The organism is Flavobacterium sp. HTF (assembly GCF_003105115.1).
GTDB lineage: Bacteria > Bacteroidota > Bacteroidia > Flavobacteriales > Flavobacteriaceae > Flavobacterium.
Map to the genome: position 1 here is coordinate 1 of NZ_QETH01000072.1, position 23,172 is coordinate 23,172.

The following is a 23,172-nucleotide window of genomic DNA, read 5'->3' on the forward strand; positions in this document are numbered from 1 at the left end:
ATCAAATTTACAGAGTTAAAACTTTAATTAGAGTTTTGTCCTTTTTTTTTTTAATCTCAAGTATTTTTTTTTGGTAAAAAATGTTTTACAAACAACAAAAAATCAATAAGATAATGTTAAGAAAAATAGCGTTATAAGAATTTTCATCATAAATAAAATAATGATTTTTTTGTAAGAACTAGACTATGTAAGGGTTTGCTAAAATTCTCACAAATAATTTATTGTGAAAATTTTGCTACAATACAATTTTGTTATAAAATTGCGTTATTGTTTAACTAATCAACAATATTGTAACAAAAACCCCTATTATTATGAAAAAAGTTTTTTTATCTGCAATTACAGCCTTATTGCTGTTTTCTTGTCAAAATGACCAATCTGAATCTGCTGGTTCAGAAACAAGCGCATTGTCACGCCGTGCATGTGCAACTCAGGATGTATTAGAAGCCCAATTGAAAGCCGATCCTACTTTGGCAATCAGAATGAATCAAATTGAAGCTTTTACTAATGAGCAACTTATTAAAGGTTTTTCAGGCCGTTTGGTAAACGGTAAAATCGAAATTCCTGTTGTTGTAAACGTTTTATATAAAACTACAGCACAAAACATTTCAAATGCACAAATTCAATCTCAGATTGATGTATTAAACAAAGATTTCAATGCATTAAATTCAGACTTCAATAGCGTACCGGCTTTATTTTCAGGTGTAAAAGCTAATGTAGGAATTACATTTGTATTAGATCAGGTAATCAGAAAATCTACTACAAAAACGTCATGGGGAACAAACGATGCCATGAAAAAAACAGCTCAGGGCGGAATAGCACCAACTTCTCCGACAACAAAACTTAACTTATGGTCTTGCGCTATTGGTGGCGGAATTCTTGGTTATGCACAATTTCCCGGAGGAGCTTCATCTACAGATGGTGTTGTAATTGATTCTAAATATTTCGGAGTTTCTGGTTCTGCAAATGCACCATATAACTTAGGAAGAACCGGTACTCACGAAGTGGGACACTGGATGAACTTACGTCACATCTGGGGAGATGCAACTTGCGGAAGCGATTTAGTATCTGATACTCCAACTCATAACACTGCTAACTACGGTGTACCGGCTTACCCTCACTACAGTACTTGTTCAGGAACTCCTGTAGAAATGACTATGAACTACATGGATTATACTGACGATGCTGGTATGTACATGTTCTCAAATGGTCAAAAAAGCAGAATGGCTGCGATCTTTGTTTCAGGAGGTCCAAGAGCTGCTTTTGGAATCTAATCCAAAAAAAAATAAATATATTTTTAAGGCGGGATGTATTCATCCCGCTTTTTTCGTTAAGGTCAATAAATTCAAAAGCTTTTTCCTATATTTACTTTAGAATTTATTTAAAATCTAATATGATAACATCAAAAACTATATCAAACGGAATCCTAAGAGCACTGGCAACCATATTAATTATTACTGCTGTATTGTACTTTTTATATGAAATACAAACTGTAATCGTATATCTGTGTATTTCGCTCATATTATGCCTTATTGCAAACCCTTTGGTATTGTTTTTAAAGAATAAACTAAAATTTGGTAATTCCTTAGCCGCTGCGACAACCATCCTTTTTTTTATATTAATAATAACCGGTTTCATTTTCTTATTTGTTCCGCTGATCATTTCACAGGCAAATAATTTATCATTATTAGATACTCATAAGTTACAGGAACAGTTTATCTCAACAGAACAAAGTATTGAATCTTATTTTAATATCCAGCATGTTGATCTGAATAAAATGCTGAAAGACTCTAAAGTAACCTCAATGTTAGATTTCAGTTATTTTACCAGGTTTATCAATTCAATTTTAGGTTTTGTGGCAGATATGGGAATGGGAATGGTTTCTGTATTCTTCATTACTTTCTTTTTTATAAAAGATCAGGAGTTGTTTAAATCACAGGCAAGAGAAATTCTTCCGGATTCAAACGAAGACAAAATTCTAAATTCAATTACAAAAATAAACCATTTGCTAACCCGCTATTTTGTTGGTTTATTGCTTCAACTGACTGTTGTTTTTATTCTTTATTTAATTGTTCTGGTTATTTTTGGAAATAAAAATGCGCTTGTCATAGCATTTCTTTGTGCCATATTAAATGTCATTCCTTACATCGGTCCGATTATCGGAACCGTATTGGCCGGAATTTTGACCATGATCAGCATGATCGGAAGCGATTTTCAAACTGAAATCCTTCCAAGAACAATTTATGTTATAATCGGCTTTTTGATCGTTCAGGCGATTGATAATAACGTTAGCCAGCCTATAATTTCATCAAAAAGTGTAAATTCGCATCCGCTGGAAATATTTCTGATTACTTTAATCAGCGGAATCACTTTTGGAATTGTCGGAATGGTAATCGCTGTTCCCGTTTTTACAATGTTAAAGGTAATTCTGAAAGAGTTTTTTCCTGAAAACAAAATTGTATCCGTATTAACCGAAAGAATTTAGCATTGAACACTTCTATCCTGCACCAAAATATTCAGGACTTTATAAACCAGAATATTGGCGCGCCGATTTCAAAATTAGCCCTTCAGAAAAATCCGTTTCCTGAAGTGGACTGGATTTTAATTTTAAATCAGATAGAAGCCAAATCAAAAGCAAAAGAAAAATTACCAACCTGGTTCGCAACCGAAAATATTATATATCCGGGTAAAATTTCTGTCGAACAAACTTCTTCAGAAAAAACGGCTGCCTATAAAGCTTCGCTAATCTCAGGAAAAACATTAATTGATCTGACCGGAGGTTTTGGAGTTGACGATTATTATTTTTCAAAGAAATTTAAAGCCGTTGCACATTGCGAAATAAATGAAGGTTTATCGGCCATTGTAAAACATAATTTTCAGCAGTTAGCAGTAGAAAATTGTACTTTTTACGCAGGCGATTCCACCAATATTTTAAACGAACTAAATCAAAAATGGGACTGGATCTATATCGATCCGTCGCGAAGAAATGATGTCAAAGGCAAAGTTTTCATGCTGAAGGACTGTTTGCCAAATGTTCCCGAATTACTTGATTTTTACTTTGAAAAAGCAGATTCTGTTCTAATTAAAACAGCACCGTTATTAGATATTTCTGCCGGTTTATCCGAATTAAAATTTGTAAAAAACATTCATATAATTGCGCTCGAAAATGAAGTTAAAGAACTTCTGTTTGAGATTCACAATCGCTACTCTGGCGAAATAACCGTAAAAACAGCCAACATCTTAAAAGACAAAACAGAAACTTTTGAGTTTGTCCTGGATAACGATTCTGGTTTTGAGCCTTACCACCTACCGCAAAAATACCTTTACGAACCCAATGCGGCGATTATGAAATCGGGAGGTTTTGATGAAGTTGGCCCATTCTTTAAAATCAATAAACTTCATAAACACTCGCATTTGTACACTTCAGAAGAATTAGTTGATTTTCCGGGCCGTCGTTTTGAGATTGAAAAAGCGATTTCATATAACAAAACCGATATGAAAACGGAGCTTTTAAACCAACAGGCAAACGTAACAACGAGGAATTTTCCGGACACGGTCGAGAGCATCAGAAAAAAATGGAAAATAAAAAATGGAGGAAATTTGTATTGTTTTTTTACAACTGATAAAAATGAAAACAAAATAGTTTTAATTTGCAGAAAAATAACCTAAAAATGAAACAACTAATTACCCTTACTTTTTTTTTATTAACCCTGACTGCATTTGCTCAAAAACCATGTGAATACAGTGCAAATGTAAATGACTCAATTGGTACTTACAAAGTAACAAACGAATACCTGATGAGCGAAAAATATTTTGGAGGAAGCTTCAGTTATGTTTTCTTTTCATTAGCCCAGACAGATGGATTGCCAACCTTAAACCTTCAGCTGATACAAAAAAGCAAAGATTTTATAAAAGCGAATTGCTTTGACAAAAACTCAAAAGTATTCCTGCAACTAGAAAATGGTAAAATAGTAACGCTGATGCATATCAATCAGGAAAACTGCGGAACTCTTATCCGTGATGACAAAGGTTTTGACAACCGCGTGACTACAGGAATTTTTATGTTTATGAAAGACAATTATGAAGAACTAAAAAAATCTCCAATTTCGATTATGCGTGTAAAATACCTAACGGATACCGAAGATTATATCGTAAAAAGAGAACTGACGTCTGAATTAAACGGCAAAGTCACACATCCGAATACCTATTTCATAGAAAATATCAGATGCGTAGAATAAACTAATCGCATTTCCATTTTTCGTTTGAAACATTCTCTTTCAAACCGGTTTTTAAATTATAATGCCACCATTCTGAATCAAATGAATTAAAACCATTTTTGATCATTATTTTTTTCAGGAATTTTCGGTTTGCGAGTATTTCTTTCGAAAATTTAGTATAATTATGACTGGCCTGGATTCCGAAGAAATCAAAAGAAGTTCCCATATCAATTTCTTTTCCACTGGCATCAACTATAGAAATATCAACGGCTCCTCCTCTATTATGGATGGAGCCTTTTTTTGGATCCGCCACATATTTGGGATCCGACACAATCTCCCACATCTTTTTCTGGATAGACAAGGGCCTGTAACAGTCATATAATTTGATTTTATAGCCACGCTTTATAAAATCATTATTGGCCAAAATAAGCGCTTTAACAGTCTTTAAACGCAGAAAACATTCAGCACAATCATATACTTTGGCTTTCAGAAAATTATCTTCTGTTGCGTATTTCATATCATAAACAAAATCTTTGCTAAAATCTTTCAGGTTTACAAAAGTCGTATCTGCAATTTCGTGTTTTACCGGACTTGAATACACTTCATTCTGAGCCTTGGCAGTAAAGACAAAAAGAAAGAAAACAGACAGGGAAAATAATATGGATTTTGGCATGAAATTAGCGTTTTAAGATGGTGAAAATTTTTTCAAAGTAAATATAGAAATAATAAGTCTAAAGAAAAATTCAACCTGCGATTCCGTTACTAAAACCTAAAACCATGAAAAAACTTACTTCATTATTGCTTCTGCTCCCATTTCTTGGATTTTCTCAGGAAAAACAATATTCTGAACCTTCAAAATTATAGAAGATTCGGGCTACGTTCAGGTCAATATGGATGAAAATGAAAAAGCAATATTCAGATCCGGGTTTGGAGAAACCGTTGCTTTTTATCCCGCCGAAATAATCAATTTAAAGGAAAACAAAAAACTAAACGGATTAGCCGTAGAAAGCAATTTTATTGTCAAGTACTACGACAACAGACCCGAAGTCTTCACAAAAGAAACTGCCTGGATCGGAGTCGATGAAATTCCTGAACTGATTGTCTGGTTCGAAAACTATGTGATTCCGAGTCTGGATAATTCAAAGAAAAGAACCGTAAAATATATTTTCAACTCAAAAGAAATTCAGTTCAAATTTGAAATCTACAACAACACGCAGACCTTTACCATCATTATAAAAGACACGAACTACAAAGACAAATATTTCTGGACAGAAACCAAAGTAAAAGACATTCCTAATATACTGAAAAGCCTGAAATATTTACAGGCAAAATCCAGTTAAAGCGACAGCATACTATTTTCCGAATGCTATTTTGAAGCAAAAATATTCATTTCCAAAACACCTTTAGTCCCCGCTATCCGCTATATCTCCGGTGGTGTGGTTCACCACCGGAGGATGCCGCTGCTATCGGGGCTAAGTTTGAAATTTTCGTTTTTTTAAGAACTTTTAAAACAGGTAAATTAGTTTGTAATTGTAACAATAACAAATCATTAGCGTCTTACTTCTAACTAAATTATTGTAATTATGAGTTCAGAAAAACAGACAGCAAGAAAAGCCGGTTTATTATATCTAATAATTTTAATTACCGGTGTGTTTGGAATTATGTATGTTCCGGTACAGTTATTTGTAACCAGTGATATTAATTTGACAGCAAAAAACATCTTAGAAAATGAATTACTCTTTCGATTTGGTATATTGAGCAGTCTAATCTGTCAGACTGTATTTGTGTTTTTGGCACTGACCTTATATAATTTATTTAAAAATGTAAATGCACACTTGTCGCGAACCCTGGTTGCATTGGTAATTGTAGGTGTTCCAATCGCATTTCTGATCATTTTTAACCAGTATTATATCCTTTTAATCCTGAAAGAAAATTTTATGACCAATTTTTCTTCCATTCAGCAAAATACTTTGGCAATGCTAAGCTTAAAGATGTATGGAAAAGGAAATGTAATAATTGGGATTTTCTGGGGACTGTGGTTAATTCCTTTTGGACAATTAGCCTATCGATCCAATTTTATCCCTAAGATTTTTGGAATACTTTTAATTGCCGGAGGAACAGCATATTTAATAGATGCAGTAGTTTTTATTTTATTTCCTGATTATCATCCTATAACAGGTGTTTTGGTCGGAATAACATCTTCTCTTGCAGAGTTTGCAATGATTTTTTGGCTTTTGGTAAAAGGAGTGAAAAATAATGTAATAGCTTAAACTGCCCTATATCTCTCCCGTTCTCATAATATTTTCCTTTACCCCTTTATTCTTCAGCATTCTAAAATGAGAACGCACCGCATGGTAAAAAGGATACGAGGTATACGGAAGATTATATTCTGCAGCATAACGTCTGATTATAGGCGTTATATACGGATAATAAGTGTGGCCAACATTCGGAAAAAGATGATGTGCCACATGATGCGTAAACCCTCCATATAAAAAATTAGCCAGCTTGCTTTCTGTACTAAAATCTTTGGTGACCACCATTTGATGCATCGCCCAGGTATTCGAAAGATTTCCGTCTTCATCTGTATCAGGAAAATGTGCATCCTCATCTACATGCGTAGATACAAGCGCCACTACGCCAACTACACTTGCAGACATGTGCATGGCAAACCAGGCGCCCAAAACCAAGTACCACGGTTGGGTTAAAAAAAACATCGGGATAAAAAGGAGGTAAACCAGATTAATGATTTTTGCCGCAAACAGCCTGTAGATTTCCTGTTGAGGGATTTTCTCTACTATTTTTTTTACGTAATTGTTTTTCTTTCCAAAAAAATCTTTGAAGTCCCTTATATATATCCAGTTAAGACTGTAAAAAGGATAAATCAGCCACATATATATGTGCTGGTACTTATGATAATTATACAACGGACTGTTTGGAAAAATCCTGATAATATCACTTTGTTTAATATCAATATCCCAATCCTGAACATTTGTAAAAGCATGATGAAGGCCTATATGCCGGCGCACCCAAAGCCAGTGATTGCTTCCAAACAATTCCAGCACATACAGAAACCAGTCATTATTTTTTGATTTTTTGAATAATGCTCCGTGCGCCGCATCATGAAAGGCATTGATAAACAACACAATCATGGTTATTCCGCAAAGGATATAAAAAAGAAAAAGTAACGAGGTATGATTTCCGAAAACTAAAATACAGGCATAGAACAAAAAGAAAACTACTAAAAGTCCCAGAGACTTTATAATATTTGTCACGTATAAAGATGAATTCTTTAAGACCGTTTCTTGTACTTCTAAACGCATCTTTTTAAAAAAATCATCAGTTCCGGCTTTTACAAAAACCGGTCGTTTTAATTTTTCCATATGGTTCTGGTTAGAAATTGTTCTTCAAATTTACTAAAAAAAACATAAACAACTAACAACCATTCATTTGCAATATTAAAAACTAATCAACAGACCAGATCTTTCTGACCAGTTTGATTTCAACCCGATGATTTAAATTTAACCTGATAAGGCGCCTTTCTGTTACTCTAATCCTTTTTGGACCAGCTTTTCTTTTATCCTTTTTAATTTAGTTTCAATTTCTCCAATATCATTCAGAATTGTGGTTTTTACATACTCTTCTGTGGGTTCATTCAGTGCCTCTGAATCATTTTCTTTACTGTCAGTAAAAATATACTGTAAATCTATTTCAGGAAATTTTTCAACCAGTAAAGTTATGAATACAGCATCGACCTTATTGATGCCTTTAAAGTATCGGCCAATCATGGTTTCACTATATCCCATAATTTCTGCAACTTCTCTTTGCTTAAGTCCTTTTTCTCTAAAAAACTCTCTTATTTTTTCGTAATACATTATTTGTAATTATTATAAATTATATATGAGGTAGATTTTTTTAACAAGAAATACACCTATTGTATAATATTTTTCCTACATTTGTTTATTCGTTAACAAGAATAAGCAATAAATATTAATTATATGGCAAAATTAGTAAAAAATAATAAGCAAGAGCAACCTTTATCACATAATGAGAAGGCTTACAGCTATTTAGAGCAACATTTACCATACACCTATGTTGACCTTACGGTAGAATGGCTAATCAAAAAAGGACACAAGTCCCCAAATAAGGCATTAATACGAAATGTAAGAAACAAAACCATTCTAAGAAATGATATTCTTCTTGCACTCGTCGAAGTTGCTACAGAAAACAAAAACTCTATTGAAAGGATCAAATCATTAGTCAGCGAATCATAGTTTGCAAATAAAAAACCACTCTTAAGGAGTGGTTTTTTATTGTTATTTCCAAATCAAATGATTATTTCCCAACCGTTTTTTGCAGGTACTGCGGATATCTTTCCCCAACAATTTCTATAGCAGACAAAGCGATTTCAATTTTAGCCAGATCTTCAGTAGTCAGATGCACGTTTACCGCACCGATATTTTCCTGTAAACGATGTATTTTGGTCGTTCCCGGTATTGGGGCAATCCATGGTTTTTGAGCCAAAAGCCAGGCCAGTGCAATCTGAGCCGGCGTTGCATTTTTTTCTGCCGCAATGTTTTTTAGTAAATCTACAAGCGCCAGATTCGCTTTTCTGTTTTCATCAGAAAATTTTGGAAGTGCATTTCTAAAATCGTTTGGATCAAATTTTGTGTCCTCATTAATGGCTCCTGTCAGAAAACCTCTTCCAAGCGGGCTGAAAGGAACAAAACCAATTTCTAATTCTTCCAGTAATGGCAGAATTTCTTTTTCCGGTTCACGAAAAAACATAGAATACTCACTCTGCAAAGCAGCTACGGGCTGTATTGCATGTGCTTTGCGAATACTTTCTACCCCTGCTTCCGAAAGTCCCCAGTGTTTTATCTTACCTTCTTTCATCAAATCCTGAATAGTTCCTGCCACATCTTCCATAGGTACATTTGGATCTACTCTGTGCTGATAAAACAAGTCTATATAATCTGTATTGAGATATCTTAATGAATTTTCGGCAACCTGACGAATTCTCTCCGGACGGCTGTCAACCCCTTTGGTAGCATCTCCATCCAGAAAACCAAATTTTGTCGCTATAATAATTTTGTCTCTAAACGGCGCAACTGCTTTACCTAATAAGGTTTCGTTTCCGCCCTGCGTATAGGCTTCTGCGGTATCAAAAAAGGTGATACCAGATTCGTAAGCATTTCTAATTAAATCTATTGCATCTTTTTCATCTGCTGCAGGCCCGTAAGCAAATGTTAGTCCCATACAGCCTAAACCTAATTCAGAAACTTCTAAACCTTGTTTTCCTAATGTTCTTGATTTCATCTTTTTATTATTTAAATTTTAAATTCTGTATTATTGTTTCAAATTGATATTGCAAATTTCAGCATACCGACAACAACAAATGGTAGACAGATTACGGTATTACATACCATTATTACTGATTGACCTCAACGTTGTAAAGTACTGATTAAAAAAGGTTTAATTTTGCTTATATAAATGTACGACATATGGATTCTATTATAAACTTTAGCAGTATCAGTGACTATAATTCTTTCAACAATAATGAAACGCTTCATCCATTAGTAAGTATTGTAGATCTTTCTAAAGCTGCTCCGCGCAAGGATTACAAAATGAATTTTGGGATTTATTGTGTTATTCTGAAAGATACAAAATGCGGAGATATTAAATATGGCAATAATTATTACGATTACCAAGAAGGCACTTTGGTGTTTTTTGCCCCTGGGCAGGTTGTAGAAGTGAACAATAATGGCGAATACTATCAGCCGTATGGAAAGGCTTTGATTTTTCATCCTGATTTGCTTCATGGTACCACATTGGGCAAACATATGGAGGAATATAATTTCTTTTCTTACAACACCAATGAGGCGCTGCATTTATCAGAAAAAGAAAGAAAGATTATTCTCGATTGTTTTTCAAAAATTGAGTATGAACTGGAGCAGTCTATTGACAAACACAGCAAAACCCTGATTACTTCTAACATAGAATTATTTCTAAATTACTGTAACCGTTTTTACGACAGGCAGTTTATTACACGCGATACCGTTCATAAAGGCGTTCTGGACAAATTCGAAAACCTGATAAACACTTATATAAATTCAGAAAAACCACGAAATGAAGGTTTGCCCTCTGTAGGATGGTGCGCAGAGCAATTAAATCTGTCTGCCAATTATTTTGGTGATTTAATTAAAAAAGATACCGGTTTTACTGCTCAGGAATTTATTCAGTCCAAAGTAATTGATCTGGCCAAAGAAAAGATCTTTGATGTCAATAAATCTATAAGTGAAATTGCTTATGAACTGGGTTTTAAATATCCTCAGCATTTTACCCGTTTATTCAAACAAAAAGTAGGTATGTCGCCTTTGGATTATAGAAATTTGAATTAAAGAAAATTAAAAAATTCCCATATTCTCAGGCTTGAGCACAAATCCCAATCGCAGCATACTTTTGTGTTCCTGGTAATCAATCAAACTTTCGGTGTAGCCGATAAACCATTGCAGCGTAAAATAATAATTTTGGTTTTTGTAAGGCCTGTAGTTTACCTGTGTCTGCAAAGATCCGTAATTAATGAGCCCGCTTCCTTTTCTGAAAAGAATATCGGCACTCCATCTTTCTGGTGATATTTTATAGGTGGCACTTGCTTCTCCGTAACCCACATATTTTGTCAGTTCTGGATTATCCTCTTTATCAACAAGCGGAATCCACCCTCTTAATCCGACAGTCCAGCGTGGTGAAATTTGTGATTTTAAGGAGAAAGCCAGCATGTTCCAGGTTCTTGAATAAATTGAATCTCTTCCGTTTGATTCGTGCTCTATAGAAATTGTTGCGTAGGTAAGCCTTCCTCCTTTTAAATAAAACGGACGGACAACCGCAAATCCGGGATTAAAATTAAGTTCTGAGAATGGTTTTGAATTTGCATATATATCCCAAAAAGCTTTTTGGGTGTACATCAAATAAGGGAAAAATCCTCCCCATATTGGTTTTGAGCTCAATCGTTGCTTAAAACTGACCTGATATTTTACGTCAGCAGTATTGCGGGTGATGTCATCATCCAAAGGTACGCCTGTTAAAAAATAATTATCCCTGTGGATAGAAAAACTGGATTCTTTTAGTAATGAATCTGCGGCGCGAAAATTCTTTTTTTCTTCTAAAATTTGTGAATTTGCTTGTATGGAAAATAAAATGCAGAAAATTAATAGGTGTTTTAAATACATTCGAGTTGTTTAAAATGGAGTATATTACTTAGCTTTTACACTAATTTACACTATTTTACTCCAATTTAAAAAAATAAACCCTTAAAAAAACACTAAAACATACAGATTATCAATAACTATGGTTTATTATCTGAACAAGTAAAAATATGACGGGAGCCGTCTGTTTGTAATTTAGATAATACATTTTTTAAATCGGGACCAAGATTTGATGCAATGGAATGCAATACATGTTTTAAATCATTAAAATCATTTGGTTTCACAAAATAACAAACAGAGCCCAGATCAGAAGCAATATCCATATCTTTTTTATGGGAAGATGTCGAGATCATGATTACCGGTATGTCCTGATAGCGTTTATCTTTTTTTAAGATTTTTAAGCATTCCCATCCGCTCATAATGGGCATATTTACATCAAGAAAGATGAGCTCAGGGTTGCTATCAAGCCCTTCAAGTATTTTTAACGCTTCATTACCATTTGCTGCACAATGACAGATAATATTTTCGTTTACATCTTCTAATGCTTCACAGAACATTTCAGTGTCATCCATATCATCATCAGCCAGTAAAATTATTTTCTTATCCATATTAAATGTCATTTTCATTTTGAGTTAACGGAAGTGTTATAACAAAAGTAGCTCCTTCAGTCAGACTTCCAATTGCGCTTATGTTTCCGCCATGGCGCTCTACTATCTTTTTGCAAAGTGACAATCCCAGACCTGTACCTTCATAACTATCTTTAGAATTAAGCCTGGTAAAGGTTTCAAATATACGTTCGGCCTGACTCGGTTCAAAACCAATTCCATTGTCTTTTAAGGTGATTACCACAAAACTGCCTTCTTTTTTAACTTCCGTTTCTGACAATATCGTTATTTCCGGAGGCGTATCAATTTTGGCAAATTTGATGGAGTTATTGATCAGGTTATAGAAAAGCTGATACAGTAATACCAAAGCCCCTTCCAACTTTGGGAGGTTGTGATAATGGATTTTTCCTCCTGTTTTTTGCAAAGAAACTTCCAAATCGGTTTCAATATTTTTTATTACTTCATTTAAATCTACCAATGTATTTTTTTGCAGATCGGCATTGATTTTAGAATAGGCCAAAACACCATCGATCATATTAAACATACGATCTGTGGCCACATGAATTCTGTCAATAAATCGTGCTGATGTTTTATCCAGTCCTTCTTCAAGATGTTCCTCTAAGCGGCTGGTAAATGTTTTTATTTTACGCACCGGTTCTTTTAAGTCGTGGGAAGCGACGTGGGCAAATTGCTGCAGATCTTCATTAGAACGCTGAAGTTCTTTGGTACGCTCGGCTACAAGGCTTTCTAATTTATCGGTAATAGATCGGTGTTCCTGAATATCGGTACAGGTACCAAACCATTTTGTAATAACTCCTGCGTCGTCTTTTATAGGTACAGCTTTACCTAAAAACCATTGGTATTCGCCAGTCCTGATGTTTTTTATTCTGAATTCGAGTTGAAATAGTTCACCGCTTTTTACGCAGCCGTACCAGGTATCTGTTGCCCGTTTCAGATCATCCGGATGTGTAAAAGGTGCCCAGCCGATTGCGACAGCTTCTTTTTCATTTACACCGGTAAGTTCCTGCCAGCGTTTGTTATAGTAATCAAGATGGCCGTCTGCCCTTGATGTCCAGATTATCTGGGGAACAAGATCAGCCAGCTGTCTGAATTTTTCTTCGCTTTGCTTTATTATTTGCTCTATTTCTTTTTGTGAAGTGGTATCGCTTGCTGCACCAAACCATTCTAAGATATTATTCTGATGGTCAAGAATAGGAATCGCTCTTGAAAAAGTCCAGCCCAGAGTACCGTTTTCATTTAAAATTCGATATTCTAATTCAAATATGCTTTTATCAGCTATAGATTTAGCAATTTGATTTTCGACTTTTTCGCGATCATCAGGATGGATGTGTTTATCAAGCCAATTGAAGATCGGCTCTCTCGTATCTGATAAAAACCCGCGTCCGTCCATATTATACATTATAGTCCAATCCGGATTCATACAATATACAACATCAGATGAAGCGTTGACCAAAGCACGGAAACGGTTCTCACTTTCTTCCATCTTTTTTCTTGCCACTACCTGCTGAGTAACATCAATGGCTACCTGAATCATACCTGTTATCTTACCTTCTTCAATTAAAGGCCGGTAAGAAAGATTATAATAATAGTCTTGCGTTACGCCTGTGCGGTTATGCTGAACAAGTACTTCACTCTGATCAAAAGGAATTCCTTTATGATAAACTTTCTCCACCTGTTCCCATACATATTGTCCTCTCAGTTCTGGCAGAACATCTATGAGCGGCATGCCCATTATCTCTTCTCCGCGGCCAATCATTTCCAGCATATGCTTATTTATCTGCTCGATAATCAGATTGTCACCTTTCAATATTAAAGTCGGACAAGGAGTCTGATCGATCATTGATCTTAACCTTCTCTCACTGTCTTCTAATTTTCTTCTGGCCAGTACTTGTTCTGTTACATCTACAGCCATGTGCAACACGGCAGAACTTCCTTCTGATTCTAAAATAGAATCGTATGAAAAATTAAAATAGCGGCGTTCCAGCTTGCCATTGATTATCAAATCAACAGGCTGTTCACTTCCTCTAAATGGTATTCCGGTTCTCTGAACATCAATAACCGTTTGGAGTGCCGGCTGTCCGCTCAGTTCAGGCAAAGCATCAATCATTTTTTTTCCAAGTACTTCCTCTGCAGTATTTTTATTCATAAACTGCAACATTGGCTTATTGATACTTTCAATGATAACGTCTTCTCCTTTAGAAAGTAACATGGCAATAGGTGACTGTTCAATCATAGTACGAAAACGGGTTTCGCTTTGCTGTAGTTTTTCTCCGGCCAGTGTGAGCTCTGTGATATCCCGGGTCGTTCCGGCAACAGCTTCTACTTCTCCCTGTTCATTAAAAACCGGAGTTAAAATATAATCATAAATTCGTTTACCTAATTCAGCGTGCGGAAAAGATACGGTTCCCCTAACCTGTTTTTTTGTAGCAGCTACTTCATCTATTTCTCTTTCGTGCATTAGGGCGTGCCATTCCTCATATCCATTGTCTCTTAATCCTCGCCCAATTGCATCTTCTTCTGACTTGCCCCACATCGTGAGTAAAGCCTTGTTAGCATAAGTAAATCTATACGAAAGATCAAAAACATATACAAGATCGGGTGTATTGTTTGTTATAGAATCAAATAATCTTTTTTGCTGCTCAGCTGCAATTAATACATCATCTAAAAGTAGTTCTGCTTGTTTTTTTTCTGTTTTATCTTCTGTAGTTACAATCAACAGTTCGCCTTGCTTTACAGCTGTAAATCGAAACCAGTGGTTCATTTCTTTACCTGCATACCATTCTTCAAAATTAGCAGTAGTACCTGTTTCGGCAACTTCAATAAATTTTTCGAGGATTCCGGTTTGTTTTGCCAAAGGAAAAAGTTCACTATACCATTTTCCCTTATAGTCTGTATCACCAATCCATTTAAATATATAATTATTGAATAGCAGTATCGAAAAATCTTCTACCCTGCCTTTATCATTATAGACAGGTTGCATCACAGCAATACCATTTGATGCAGAGTTAAAAACGGTTTGAAAGAGATCTTTATTTTCTGTTAAGTCCATTGTTGCTTTTAATATATAAGCAAAGCTGCTTTTTCTTTTTAATTATTGATCTTAACTATAACTTTTTTACACATAAATCATCTCTTGTATCAAGACTAATAAACATCTATGACCGTAATGTATTTGCTATAGCTAATATAAACTATTATTACAAGAATATTATACGGAACAACAAAATAAAAGATCTAAATAATAAACTTGCTTTACCCGTTTTATTGATGCCTGCACTTCAGGGCATTTCATGCTATCAGAGCATATACTTACCACCTGCCTGTCCCGATAATCTTTAATCATTACTACGATTTTACAATAAAAAACATAAAGTACTAAAAAACAATTAATTACAAATATTTAACAAAATTTTTAATACACATTGTAAAATTAACTAACTTTACTTTAACATCTCTTTATTAGGCATTTACCATTTTTAAATAATTTAAAAACACCTTATTATGAAAAGTAAATTTTTACTCTTTGCAGTATTTGTATTGCTTCCGTTAGGTTTAATGCAGGCACAAGAAAAAAATTCAGCACAAAACTGGCCCGACAGAACAGTTTTGCCAATTGAAGCGTATCAAAAAACAGGAAAAATTGAACCAAACATTAAAGATTCAGATCCGATTGAATGGCCCAAAGAAATTAGTGCTCCCGAAGGAGCTCCAAATGTATTGCTTATTCTGATTGACGACGTTGGGTTTGGTGCTACCTCCACTTTTGGAGGCCCTGTTCCTACTCCCAATTTTGATGCACTGGCAAAAAATGGCCTACAATATAATCGTTTCCATACTACTGCAGTCTGTTCACCCTCAAGGGCAGCGCTTATTACAGGAAGAAATCATCATACTGCCGCAACCGGTATTATTATGGAATTTTCTACACCTTATCCCGGCTATAACAGTTTAGTTCCAAAAAGTGTGGCTACTATTGGAAAAATATTAACTGATAACGGTTATGGCACTTCATGGTTTGGTAAAAATCATAACGTACCCGATTGGCAGTCTACTCCCGCCGGGCCTTTTTATTTATGGCCGACTGGTTTAGGTTTTGAATATTTCTACGGCTTTCTTGGTGCAGATGCGCATCAATTCAGACCTTCTTTAATTGAAGGCACAAAACCTATTGATCCCTATTTGGTTGATGGAAAAGTAGATCCTGATTATATTCTGGATAAAGATTTGGCAAACCACGCTATTAAATGGATTCAGACACAGAAAGCAGTATCTCCAAATAAACCCTTTTTTGCTTATTATACGCCCGGAACTGCACACGCCCCGCATCAGGCTCCAAAAGAATGGATTGCCAAATTTAAAGGAAAATTTGATCAGGGATTTGATAAACAGCGTATTGCAACATATGAAAATCAAAAGAAATTAGGGATTATACCTAAAGATGCTAAACTAGCACCAACTCCTGACGATTATCAAAAATGGGATGCACTTAGTCCAAATATGAAAAAAGGTTGTTGCCCGTGAAATGGAAGTTTATGCTGCACAGTTGGCTTTTTGTGACGACCAAATTGGAAGAGTAATTCAATCCATCAAAGATTTGGGAGAATTAGACAATACACTTATCATCTATATTATGGGAGATAATGGAGCAAGTGCAGAAGACCCAACAGGACAAGGACTTACCAGCGAAATTGGAATCATGGTGAACGGTGAAAAAGATACGGAAGAATTTATGCTGAAAAATCTGGATGAATTTGGAGGCCCCTGGACACAGGAACATTATTCTCACAGCTGGGCTCATGCCATGAATACACCTTACCAGTGGGATAAAAAAATAGCATCGCATTTGGGCGGTACAAGAACCGGAATGGTTATTTCCTGGCCTAAAAGAATAAAACAAACCGGGCAAATTCGCAGTCAATATGCACACATTACAGATATTGTGCCCACTATTTTAGAAGCTGCAAAAATCCCGGCTCCCGTAAGTGTTGACGGTTTTAAACAAGTCCCAATTGCAGGAAAAAGCCTTATATACAGCTTTGATAACGCTACAGCTCCTGAAACACATACCACTCAATACTATGAGATCATCGCAAACAGAGGTATTTATAAAGATGGCTGGTTAGCCAATACTACGCCACGTAATCTGCCCTGGCAAGGACATCCTGTTCCGTCAGAAGATCCAATGAAAGATTATAAATGGGAATTATATGATCTTAAAAAAGATTTCAGCCAGGCTGATAATGTTGCGGCCAAAAATCCTGAAAAATTAAAAGAACTGCAAAAAGCCTTTTTAGAAGAAGGAAGAAAATTCAATGTATTTCCATTGGATGACAGATATATAGACAGAGTAAATCCTGAAAATCGTCCAAACCTGAATAAAGGCAGAACAAGTTATGTGTATCATGAAGGAAACTCCCGAATTACAGAGGGAATGGCACCAAATATGAAAAACACATCCTTTAGTATTATTGCAGATATAGAAGTAAAAGCCGGCGATGAAGGAATGATTATTACTCAGGGCGGTTATTTCGCCGGTTTGGCATTAATGCTTCAAAAGGGAAAACCAACTTTTTCTTATGCTTTTTCTCATTATCCACAATCAAAATGGACAATACAATCACCTTCAGCTTTAACAGCCGGTAAACACAATGTTACTGTTAATTTTGATTACGCAGGCGGTGGCGCCGGTAAAGCAGCAAAAGTTACTCTATTAGTCGACGGCAAAGAAGTCGCAAAAGGCGACATCCCTAAAACAGTACCCAGCAGGTTTTCTGCCGATGAAACGCTGGATGTGGGAGAAGACTTTGGAACTCCGGTTACAAGAGACTATGACGTACCCTTTTTCTTTCAGGGAGAAATTGAAAAAGTCACAGTTAATTTGAAACCATAAAATTTTGATAAAAAACAATAGAAAACAAAAAAGCCACTCGGTATGAGTGGCTTTTCGTGAACGCAAAAGTCCTGAATTCCATCCTTTTACTTGAAGATTTAAACTTTTAGCTGACTGTTTTGAGGATATTTTCTGATGAAGATATTACCAAAAAACGGATATATAAAAATTTTGAATATAAAGACTAAGTAACAATTCTCTTGAATTAATATTGCTATTTAAAACAAAAATCTGTAAAACTATTAAATAGAAAAGTAGTCATATTTTACTATCCCAAGAACTCAATGATAAATCTTGCAGTTTCATTTGGTTTTTCAGCAAGTATAAAATGTCCGCTTTCTTCTACTTTTTTGAGTTGCAAATCTGTTGCAGTATTTGGCAATGACATTTGTAACATTTCATATCCGCTGCCGCCAATTCCAATTACAGGCATTGTGAGTTTGTTGTATGTTTTGCTATCTTCAATATCTTGTGGAAATGCCTGATACCAAGTATTAGAAGCTCGAATTGCATCTTTATTATTATATGCAAAAGCATACACCGCTTTATCAAAATCATTTAAGCTTTTTTGATCTTTCATTAAATTGTTAAATAACCAATCTATTACAATTTCCATGCGTCCTGTAAGAAGTTGTTCAGGAAGTTCCTTCACCTGATTAAACGCAAGCCACCAGGGATAAAGATATTTTGAACCAGGAATTGGTAACATTGGTAAATGATACATGCCGGCATCAGGATGTGGCGTATCTAAAACAATTAATTTAGAAGTGGTCTCCGGATAATTTGCCGCAAAACTAAAGGCCACATGAGCGCCAATATCATGTCCGCCAATGTTAACTTTGTCAAATCCTAATATTTTTACAAGTTCGTGAATGTCTTTTGCCATATTCTTTTTTTCGTATCCGCCTGTTGGTTTGTCTGAACTTCCCATCCCTCGCATTTCGACTACAACGACATGATATTTTACTTCAAGTATTGATAACACTTTATGATAAGCCCACCAAGTTTCCGGGTAGCCGGGAATTAAAAATAATGGTTCGCCTTGTCCGCCAGACACATAATGCAGTTTAGTGCCGTTCACTTCAGCATAATGGCTGGAAAAATTAGGTGATAATTTGATTAATTCTTCGTCTGAATATTGCATTCCCATATTGCTTTTTATTTAATTGATTTATACTTCTTAAGTTGTAAAATGCAAAACTAAGTACTATTTTCGCAACTTACAAGTATGCAGTATACTGTATAGTTTTATATTTTTTAAAAAAAATCAAAAATGAAATTAATCAATCAGCTTTCAAAAGAAACAGGTATACCTATTGGTACAATTCGATTTTATGAAAAAAGCGGACTTTTTAATGGTGAAACCAAAAAAGAAGTAACTACCAACAATTATGTTTATTATGGTGATGAAGTTATAGATAAGCTCAGATTCATACAGATGGCGAAAGCAGTAGGCTTTACGTTGTCTGAAATAAAAGAAGTTATCGATGCCTGGTATAAAAAAGAGATCAACAAAAAATCAAAAATTAAAGTTTTAGATAAGAAGCTTCTTCAAATAGATGAAAAAATTAAGGAATTGAAGGCTGTAAAAAAGCAAATTGCACTTTGTAAGTTCAATATAGAAAATGAGGCTATTTAATTTTTTTAAGGGCACGCTGTTCGAAGAGTGATTAGGAAATTTTTCCTTGTTCAGATTATCGCATCAATGCTATACTTTCAGTAATTTCAAAAACCGGTTACTAAGGTTTTACCACATTTTTTTATCGATTTTAAAAACAGCGAAATTATAGAAAACAAAAAAGCCACTCGATATGAGTGGCTTTTCGTGAACGCAGAAGGATTCGAACCTTCGACCGTCCCGATTGAAATCGGGATGCTCTATCCTGCCGAGCTACGCTACTAAAAAACAATAGAAAACAAAAAAGCCACTCGGTATGAGTGGCTTTTCGTGAACGCAGAAGGATTCGAACCTTCGACCGCCTGCTTAGAAGGCAGGTGCTCTATCCAGCTGAGCTATGCGTCCATTTCTTTTTAAACTTTATGGCAAAGTTTTAGTCGGGGTGGCAGGATTCGAACCTGCGGCCTCCTGCTCCCAAAGCAGGCGCGATAACCGGGCTACGCTACACCCCGAGGCAAAAATTAAGCGGAGAGACAGGGACTCGAACCCTGGCGACGGTTACCCGTCGACAGATTAGCAATCTGCTCCATTACCGCTCTGGCACCTCTCCAAGCTCAAGGATCGTGTCCTATTTTGCGGTTGCAAATGTAGTACAACATTCAATATCTCACAACTATTTTGGTGCTTTTTTTTATATTTTTTTAATCTTTTTTTTAAAAGACTTCACAATCAAACAAATAGAATTAATAAAAATTTCATCTTAATTTAAAATACGCCCGAATTGAAGCAAAATTTGAATTTGTTCAAATAATGAGTAAATTTGCTAGATTAACTAATATTACACAGAAAATGAACAAAAGAGTTGTTATCGTTTCTGCCGTTAGAACACCTATCGGAAGTTTCATGGGAGGTTTATCTACCGTACCCGCACCAAAATTAGGTGCTGCCGCTATAAAAGGAGCACTGCAAAAAATTAACCTAGACCCAAAATTAGTTGATGAAGTCTTTATGGGGAATGTTATTCAGGCCGGAGTCGGACAAGCACCGGCACGTCAGGCGGCACTTTTTGCCGGTTTGTCTGAAGAGGTTTCCTGTACTACTGTAAACAAAGTTTGCGCCTCAGGAATGAAATCTGTAATGTTAGCTGCTCAGGCAATCGCCTGTGGAGATGCTGAAATTGTAGTAGCCGGAGGAATGGAAAATATGAGTTTGATTCCGCATTATGTACAGATGCGTGCCGGAAACAAATTTGGTCCCGCTACAATGCTGGACGGAATGCAAAAAGATGGTTTGACAGATGCTTACGATAACAACGCAATGGGAGTTTGCGCTGATTTATGTGCATCAGAATACAAAATTACCCGTGAAGAACAAGATAATTTTGCGATCCAGTCTTATGAAAGAAGTGCAAAAGCGTGGGATGCAGGAAAATTCGATAATGAAATTGTGCCTGTTGAAGTTCCGCAAAGACGTGGAGAACCTGTTATCTTTTCTAAAGATGAAGAATACACTAATGTAAAATTAGACAAAATACCTTCTCTAAGTGCCGTTTTCACAAAAGACGGAACTGTAACTGCCGCAAATGCTTCTACAATTAACGACGGAGCTGCTGCATTAGTTTTAATGTCTGAAGAAAAAGCAAATGCATTAGGATTAAAACCTCTTGCTTACATAAAAGGCTATGCAGACGCCGCTCAGGAACCAAAATGGTTTACGACAAGTCCGGCAAAAGCATTACCAAAAGCCCTGGACAAAGCCGGAATCGCAATCGGAGATGTTGATTATTTCGAATTCAACGAGGCATTTTCTGTTGTTGGGTTAGCCAATTCAAAAATACTTAATCTTGATAATGAGAAAGTAAACGTAAACGGTGGTGCCGTTTCTTTAGGACATCCGCTGGGTTGTTCGGGAGCGAGAATTATCGTAACTTTATTAAATGTCCTAGAGCAGAATAATGCCAAGACCGGTGCAGCAGCAATTTGCAACGGTGGTGGCGGTGCTTCGGCAATTGTTATCGAAAGAGCGTAAATAATAATACTTAAAATTAGGAGTTATCTAAACTTAACTCCTAATTTTTTTCAACTTATAAATCACCCTAAATGTTCGGAATCTGTAATCTTGCCATAGTACCCGTTCGAGCTGAACCTAGTGACAGAAGCGAAATCGTAACGCAGCTTTTGTTTGGAGAACACATCGAAATTTTAGAACGCCAAAATCAATGGGCGCGAATAAAAATTCAGTTTGATGATTATATAGGCTGGGTCGATTCTAAGCAATATCAAATAATTTCTGAAGCAAATTATAATCAGTTAAGCAATGAAGCCATTATTCTAAATGCTGACTTAATTGATTATATTACAGCTCCTAACAATTTATTACTGCCAATTCCGCTTGGTGCTTCCTTATCGTTTTTAAACAATAGCGAAATCAATACTTCTAATTTTGATTTTGAAGGAACAAAAACCAGTGGTATAAAACCAAAAAACGCTTTAATTTCTACAGCCTTTATGTACCTGAATGCGCCTTATCTTTGGGGCGGAAAAACCCCTTTTGGTTTAGATTGTTCCGGTTTTACACAAATGGTTTATAAATTAAACGGTTATAAAATACATCGTGATGCCTCACAACAGGCACTTGAAGGAGAACCTTTGAGCTTTATTGAAGAAAGTGAAGTTGGTGATTTGGCGTTTTTTGACAACGAAGAAGGAAATATAATTCATGTTGGAATCATAATGGAAAACAACTACATCATTCACGCAAGTGGAAAAGTACGTATAGATCGTTTAGACCATTTAGGAATCTACAATGCCGAATTAAACAAACATACTCACAATCTGCGTGTGATTAAGAAGATTATTTAGTCTCTCTTTTTTTTGATATAAAATTCTTACTTTTGAGCAAAAAAACATGCTGAAAATTTCATTATCAAAAACAACATTTCAAATTAATGATGTTGCTATTCAATTTCCTATTGATGTAAATAATTTAAAAAATCTATTAGGAGATTATAGGCATTTAAAGAAAAAGTATAACCACACTTACACTTGGGATGATCACGGTATAATTGCGTTCTCGAAAGAAGGTCTAAAAATAGAAAGTTTTATGCTTGACCTAGAATTTGGCAATTATGATTATTGTTCAAAAAATCCCTTTTCTGGAGAATTTATTTTTGATGGTCATGAGCTATTTGACTTTTATAAATTCAATAAAAATAAACTTGTAAAGCTTTTTAAAGGAGATGGCAGCGGTGCTTTTATTCTTAACGGAATCAGCGTTTGGTTCAATAAAGAAGATGATAAAATAACGGCTATCGACATCTCTGCATTCGAGGAAAAAATTAAAGAGCCTAGATTACCAATTGAATGGAGATTATTTAGTTTACGATACTGATCCTGCTGAAAAAGGAAAATTAGGACAAATTATAGAACTTCAAAACGAATCCTGGGAACGAAATATTGTTGCTGATTCACTAGAAGAATTAATTCAGAATGAAATCAACAATTTAAAATCAGCTACACCACAACATTTTGATTTTATTATTAACCAGCATACTTAATTTTCTCTCGCATATTTTGCAGATCGTACCGTTCTCTCTTAACCACTCCTTTTTAACTCTGCCTAT

Annotated in this window: 23 protein-coding genes and 3 tRNA genes; 15 read left to right on the plus strand and 11 right to left on the minus strand. The window is 35.3% G+C overall.

Features of this window, described 5'->3' with window-relative positions; all coding sequences use genetic code 11:
* Nucleotides 1-311: 311 nt before the first annotated feature.
* The 4 genes from DCO46_RS17315 (at nt 312) to DCO46_RS17330 (ending at nt 4,235) form a co-directional block, all read left to right on the plus strand.
* A complete protein-coding gene (locus DCO46_RS17315) occupies nt 312-1,271 on the plus strand; it encodes a zinc metalloprotease (protein WP_116753756.1) in 960 nt (319 codons plus the stop codon).
* Nucleotides 1,272-1,390: 119 nt separating this feature from the next.
* Entirely contained in the window at nt 1,391-2,482 is a 1,092-nt protein-coding gene (locus tag DCO46_RS17320; protein ID WP_116753757.1) for an AI-2E family transporter, read from the plus strand.
* Nucleotides 2,483-2,484: 2 nt separating this feature from the next.
* Nucleotides 2,485-3,666 (plus strand): THUMP-like domain-containing protein, encoded by a 1,182-nt coding sequence (locus tag DCO46_RS17325; RefSeq protein ID WP_116753758.1) that lies wholly within the window; start codon nt 2,485-2,487, stop codon nt 3,664-3,666.
* 2 nt (nt 3,667-3,668) lie between these two features.
* A complete protein-coding gene (locus DCO46_RS17330) occupies nt 3,669-4,235 on the plus strand; it encodes a hypothetical protein (RefSeq protein ID WP_116753759.1) in 567 nt (188 codons plus the stop codon).
* Nucleotide 4,236: 1 nt separating this feature from the next.
* Here DCO46_RS17330 and DCO46_RS17335 read toward each other — a convergent pair whose 3' ends face one another.
* Nucleotides 4,237-4,887 (minus strand): M15 family metallopeptidase, encoded by a 651-nt coding sequence (locus DCO46_RS17335; protein WP_116753760.1) that lies wholly within the window; start codon nt 4,885-4,887, stop codon nt 4,237-4,239.
* 217 nt (nt 4,888-5,104) lie between these two features.
* On the opposite strand from DCO46_RS17335, the gene DCO46_RS17340 reads away from it, so the two are divergent.
* Both DCO46_RS17340 and DCO46_RS17345 read left to right on the plus strand, forming a co-directional pair.
* Nucleotides 5,105-5,554 (plus strand): hypothetical protein, encoded by a 450-nt coding sequence (locus tag DCO46_RS17340; protein WP_116753761.1) that lies wholly within the window; start codon nt 5,105-5,107, stop codon nt 5,552-5,554.
* Nucleotides 5,555-5,797: 243 nt separating this feature from the next.
* Complete coding sequence (locus DCO46_RS17345) at nt 5,798-6,484, plus strand: DUF4386 domain-containing protein (RefSeq protein WP_116753762.1); 687 nt, start codon at nt 5,798-5,800, stop codon at nt 6,482-6,484.
* Nucleotides 6,485-6,490: 6 nt separating this feature from the next.
* Here DCO46_RS17345 and DCO46_RS17350 read toward each other — a convergent pair whose 3' ends face one another.
* Both DCO46_RS17350 and DCO46_RS17355 read right to left on the minus strand, forming a co-directional pair.
* Nucleotides 6,491-7,594 (minus strand): fatty acid desaturase family protein, encoded by a 1,104-nt coding sequence (locus DCO46_RS17350; RefSeq protein ID WP_116753763.1) that lies wholly within the window; start codon nt 7,592-7,594, stop codon nt 6,491-6,493.
* Nucleotides 7,595-7,756: 162 nt separating this feature from the next.
* A complete protein-coding gene (locus DCO46_RS17355) occupies nt 7,757-8,086 on the minus strand; it encodes a helix-turn-helix domain-containing protein (RefSeq protein WP_116753764.1) in 330 nt (109 codons plus the stop codon).
* A gap of 123 nt (nt 8,087-8,209) precedes the next feature.
* Between DCO46_RS17355 and DCO46_RS17360 the strand changes: the two genes are divergently transcribed.
* Nucleotides 8,210-8,485 (plus strand): hypothetical protein, encoded by a 276-nt coding sequence (locus DCO46_RS17360; RefSeq protein WP_116753765.1) that lies wholly within the window; start codon nt 8,210-8,212, stop codon nt 8,483-8,485.
* A gap of 61 nt (nt 8,486-8,546) precedes the next feature.
* Here the strand turns inward: DCO46_RS17360 and DCO46_RS17365 are convergent, their stop codons facing one another.
* Nucleotides 8,547-9,530: an aldo/keto reductase gene (locus DCO46_RS17365; protein WP_116753766.1), complete on the minus strand. Its 984-nt coding sequence runs from the start codon at nt 9,528-9,530 to the stop codon at nt 8,547-8,549.
* A 185-nt stretch (nt 9,531-9,715) separates the two neighbouring features.
* On the opposite strand from DCO46_RS17365, the gene DCO46_RS17370 reads away from it, so the two are divergent.
* On the plus strand, nt 9,716-10,612 hold the full coding sequence (locus tag DCO46_RS17370) for a helix-turn-helix domain-containing protein (RefSeq protein ID WP_116753767.1): 897 nt from the start codon (nt 9,716-9,718) through the stop codon (nt 10,610-10,612).
* A gap of 6 nt (nt 10,613-10,618) precedes the next feature.
* Here DCO46_RS17370 and DCO46_RS17375 read toward each other — a convergent pair whose 3' ends face one another.
* From DCO46_RS17375 to DCO46_RS17385, 3 genes are all read right to left on the minus strand, one after another.
* Nucleotides 10,619-11,440, minus strand: a complete 822-nt coding sequence (locus DCO46_RS17375; protein ID WP_116753768.1) for a phospholipase A — start codon at nt 11,438-11,440, stop codon at nt 10,619-10,621.
* Between the two features lie 116 nt (nt 11,441-11,556).
* Nucleotides 11,557-12,036: a response regulator gene (locus tag DCO46_RS17380; RefSeq protein ID WP_243416342.1), complete on the minus strand. Its 480-nt coding sequence runs from the start codon at nt 12,034-12,036 to the stop codon at nt 11,557-11,559.
* Nucleotides 12,026-15,091 carry a PAS domain-containing protein gene (locus DCO46_RS17385; protein ID WP_116753769.1) on the minus strand — a complete coding sequence of 1,022 codons (3,066 nt, stop codon included), beginning with the start codon at nt 15,089-15,091 and terminating at the stop codon, nt 12,026-12,028. Before DCO46_RS17385 ends, DCO46_RS17380 begins: the two co-directional genes overlap by 11 nt.
* A gap of 452 nt (nt 15,092-15,543) precedes the next feature.
* Here DCO46_RS17385 and DCO46_RS23340 point away from each other — a divergent pair, with 452 nt between their 5' ends.
* Nucleotides 15,544-16,563, plus strand: a complete 1,020-nt coding sequence (locus DCO46_RS23340) for a sulfatase-like hydrolase/transferase (protein WP_207784976.1) — start codon at nt 15,544-15,546, stop codon at nt 16,561-16,563.
* 1 nt (nt 16,564) lies between these two features.
* Nucleotides 16,565-17,932, plus strand: a complete 1,368-nt coding sequence (locus DCO46_RS23345) for a sulfatase-like hydrolase/transferase (protein ID WP_207784977.1) — start codon at nt 16,565-16,567, stop codon at nt 17,930-17,932.
* Between the two features lie 268 nt (nt 17,933-18,200).
* Here the strand turns inward: DCO46_RS23345 and DCO46_RS17395 are convergent, their stop codons facing one another.
* Nucleotides 18,201-19,082, minus strand: a complete 882-nt coding sequence (locus DCO46_RS17395; protein ID WP_207784978.1) for an alpha/beta fold hydrolase — start codon at nt 19,080-19,082, stop codon at nt 18,201-18,203.
* 123 nt (nt 19,083-19,205) lie between these two features.
* Here DCO46_RS17395 and DCO46_RS17400 point away from each other — a divergent pair, with 123 nt between their 5' ends.
* Entirely contained in the window at nt 19,206-19,571 is a 366-nt protein-coding gene (locus DCO46_RS17400) for a MerR family transcriptional regulator (protein ID WP_116753770.1), read from the plus strand.
* Nucleotides 19,572-19,881: 310 nt separating this feature from the next.
* On the opposite strand, the gene DCO46_RS17410 is transcribed toward DCO46_RS17400, so the two are convergent.
* From DCO46_RS17410 to DCO46_RS17420, 3 genes are all read right to left on the minus strand, one after another.
* Nucleotides 19,882-19,955: transfer RNA gene (locus DCO46_RS17410), tRNA-Arg, on the minus strand.
* A 32-nt stretch (nt 19,956-19,987) separates the two neighbouring features.
* Nucleotides 19,988-20,062: transfer RNA gene (locus DCO46_RS17415), tRNA-Pro, on the minus strand.
* A 14-nt stretch (nt 20,063-20,076) separates the two neighbouring features.
* A tRNA-Ser gene (locus DCO46_RS17420) sits at nt 20,077-20,160 on the minus strand.
* Between the two features lie 239 nt (nt 20,161-20,399).
* Between DCO46_RS17420 and DCO46_RS17425 the strand changes: the two genes are divergently transcribed.
* From DCO46_RS17425 to DCO46_RS17440, 4 genes are all read left to right on the plus strand, one after another.
* Nucleotides 20,400-21,578: an acetyl-CoA C-acyltransferase gene (locus DCO46_RS17425; protein WP_116753776.1), complete on the plus strand. Its 1,179-nt coding sequence runs from the start codon at nt 20,400-20,402 to the stop codon at nt 21,576-21,578.
* 71 nt (nt 21,579-21,649) lie between these two features.
* Nucleotides 21,650-22,411, plus strand: a complete 762-nt coding sequence (locus DCO46_RS17430) for a C40 family peptidase (RefSeq protein ID WP_116753771.1) — start codon at nt 21,650-21,652, stop codon at nt 22,409-22,411.
* A gap of 46 nt (nt 22,412-22,457) precedes the next feature.
* A complete protein-coding gene (locus DCO46_RS17435) occupies nt 22,458-22,940 on the plus strand; it encodes a hypothetical protein (RefSeq protein WP_116753772.1) in 483 nt (160 codons plus the stop codon).
* The gene (locus tag DCO46_RS17440; RefSeq protein ID WP_116753773.1) at nt 22,909-23,106 is read left to right on the plus strand and encodes an SMI1/KNR4 family protein; all 198 of its coding nucleotides are present in this window, start codon (nt 22,909-22,911) and stop codon (nt 23,104-23,106) included. The genes DCO46_RS17435 and DCO46_RS17440 overlap by 32 nt, the downstream gene beginning before the upstream one ends.
* Nucleotides 23,107-23,172 lie beyond the last annotated feature (66 nt).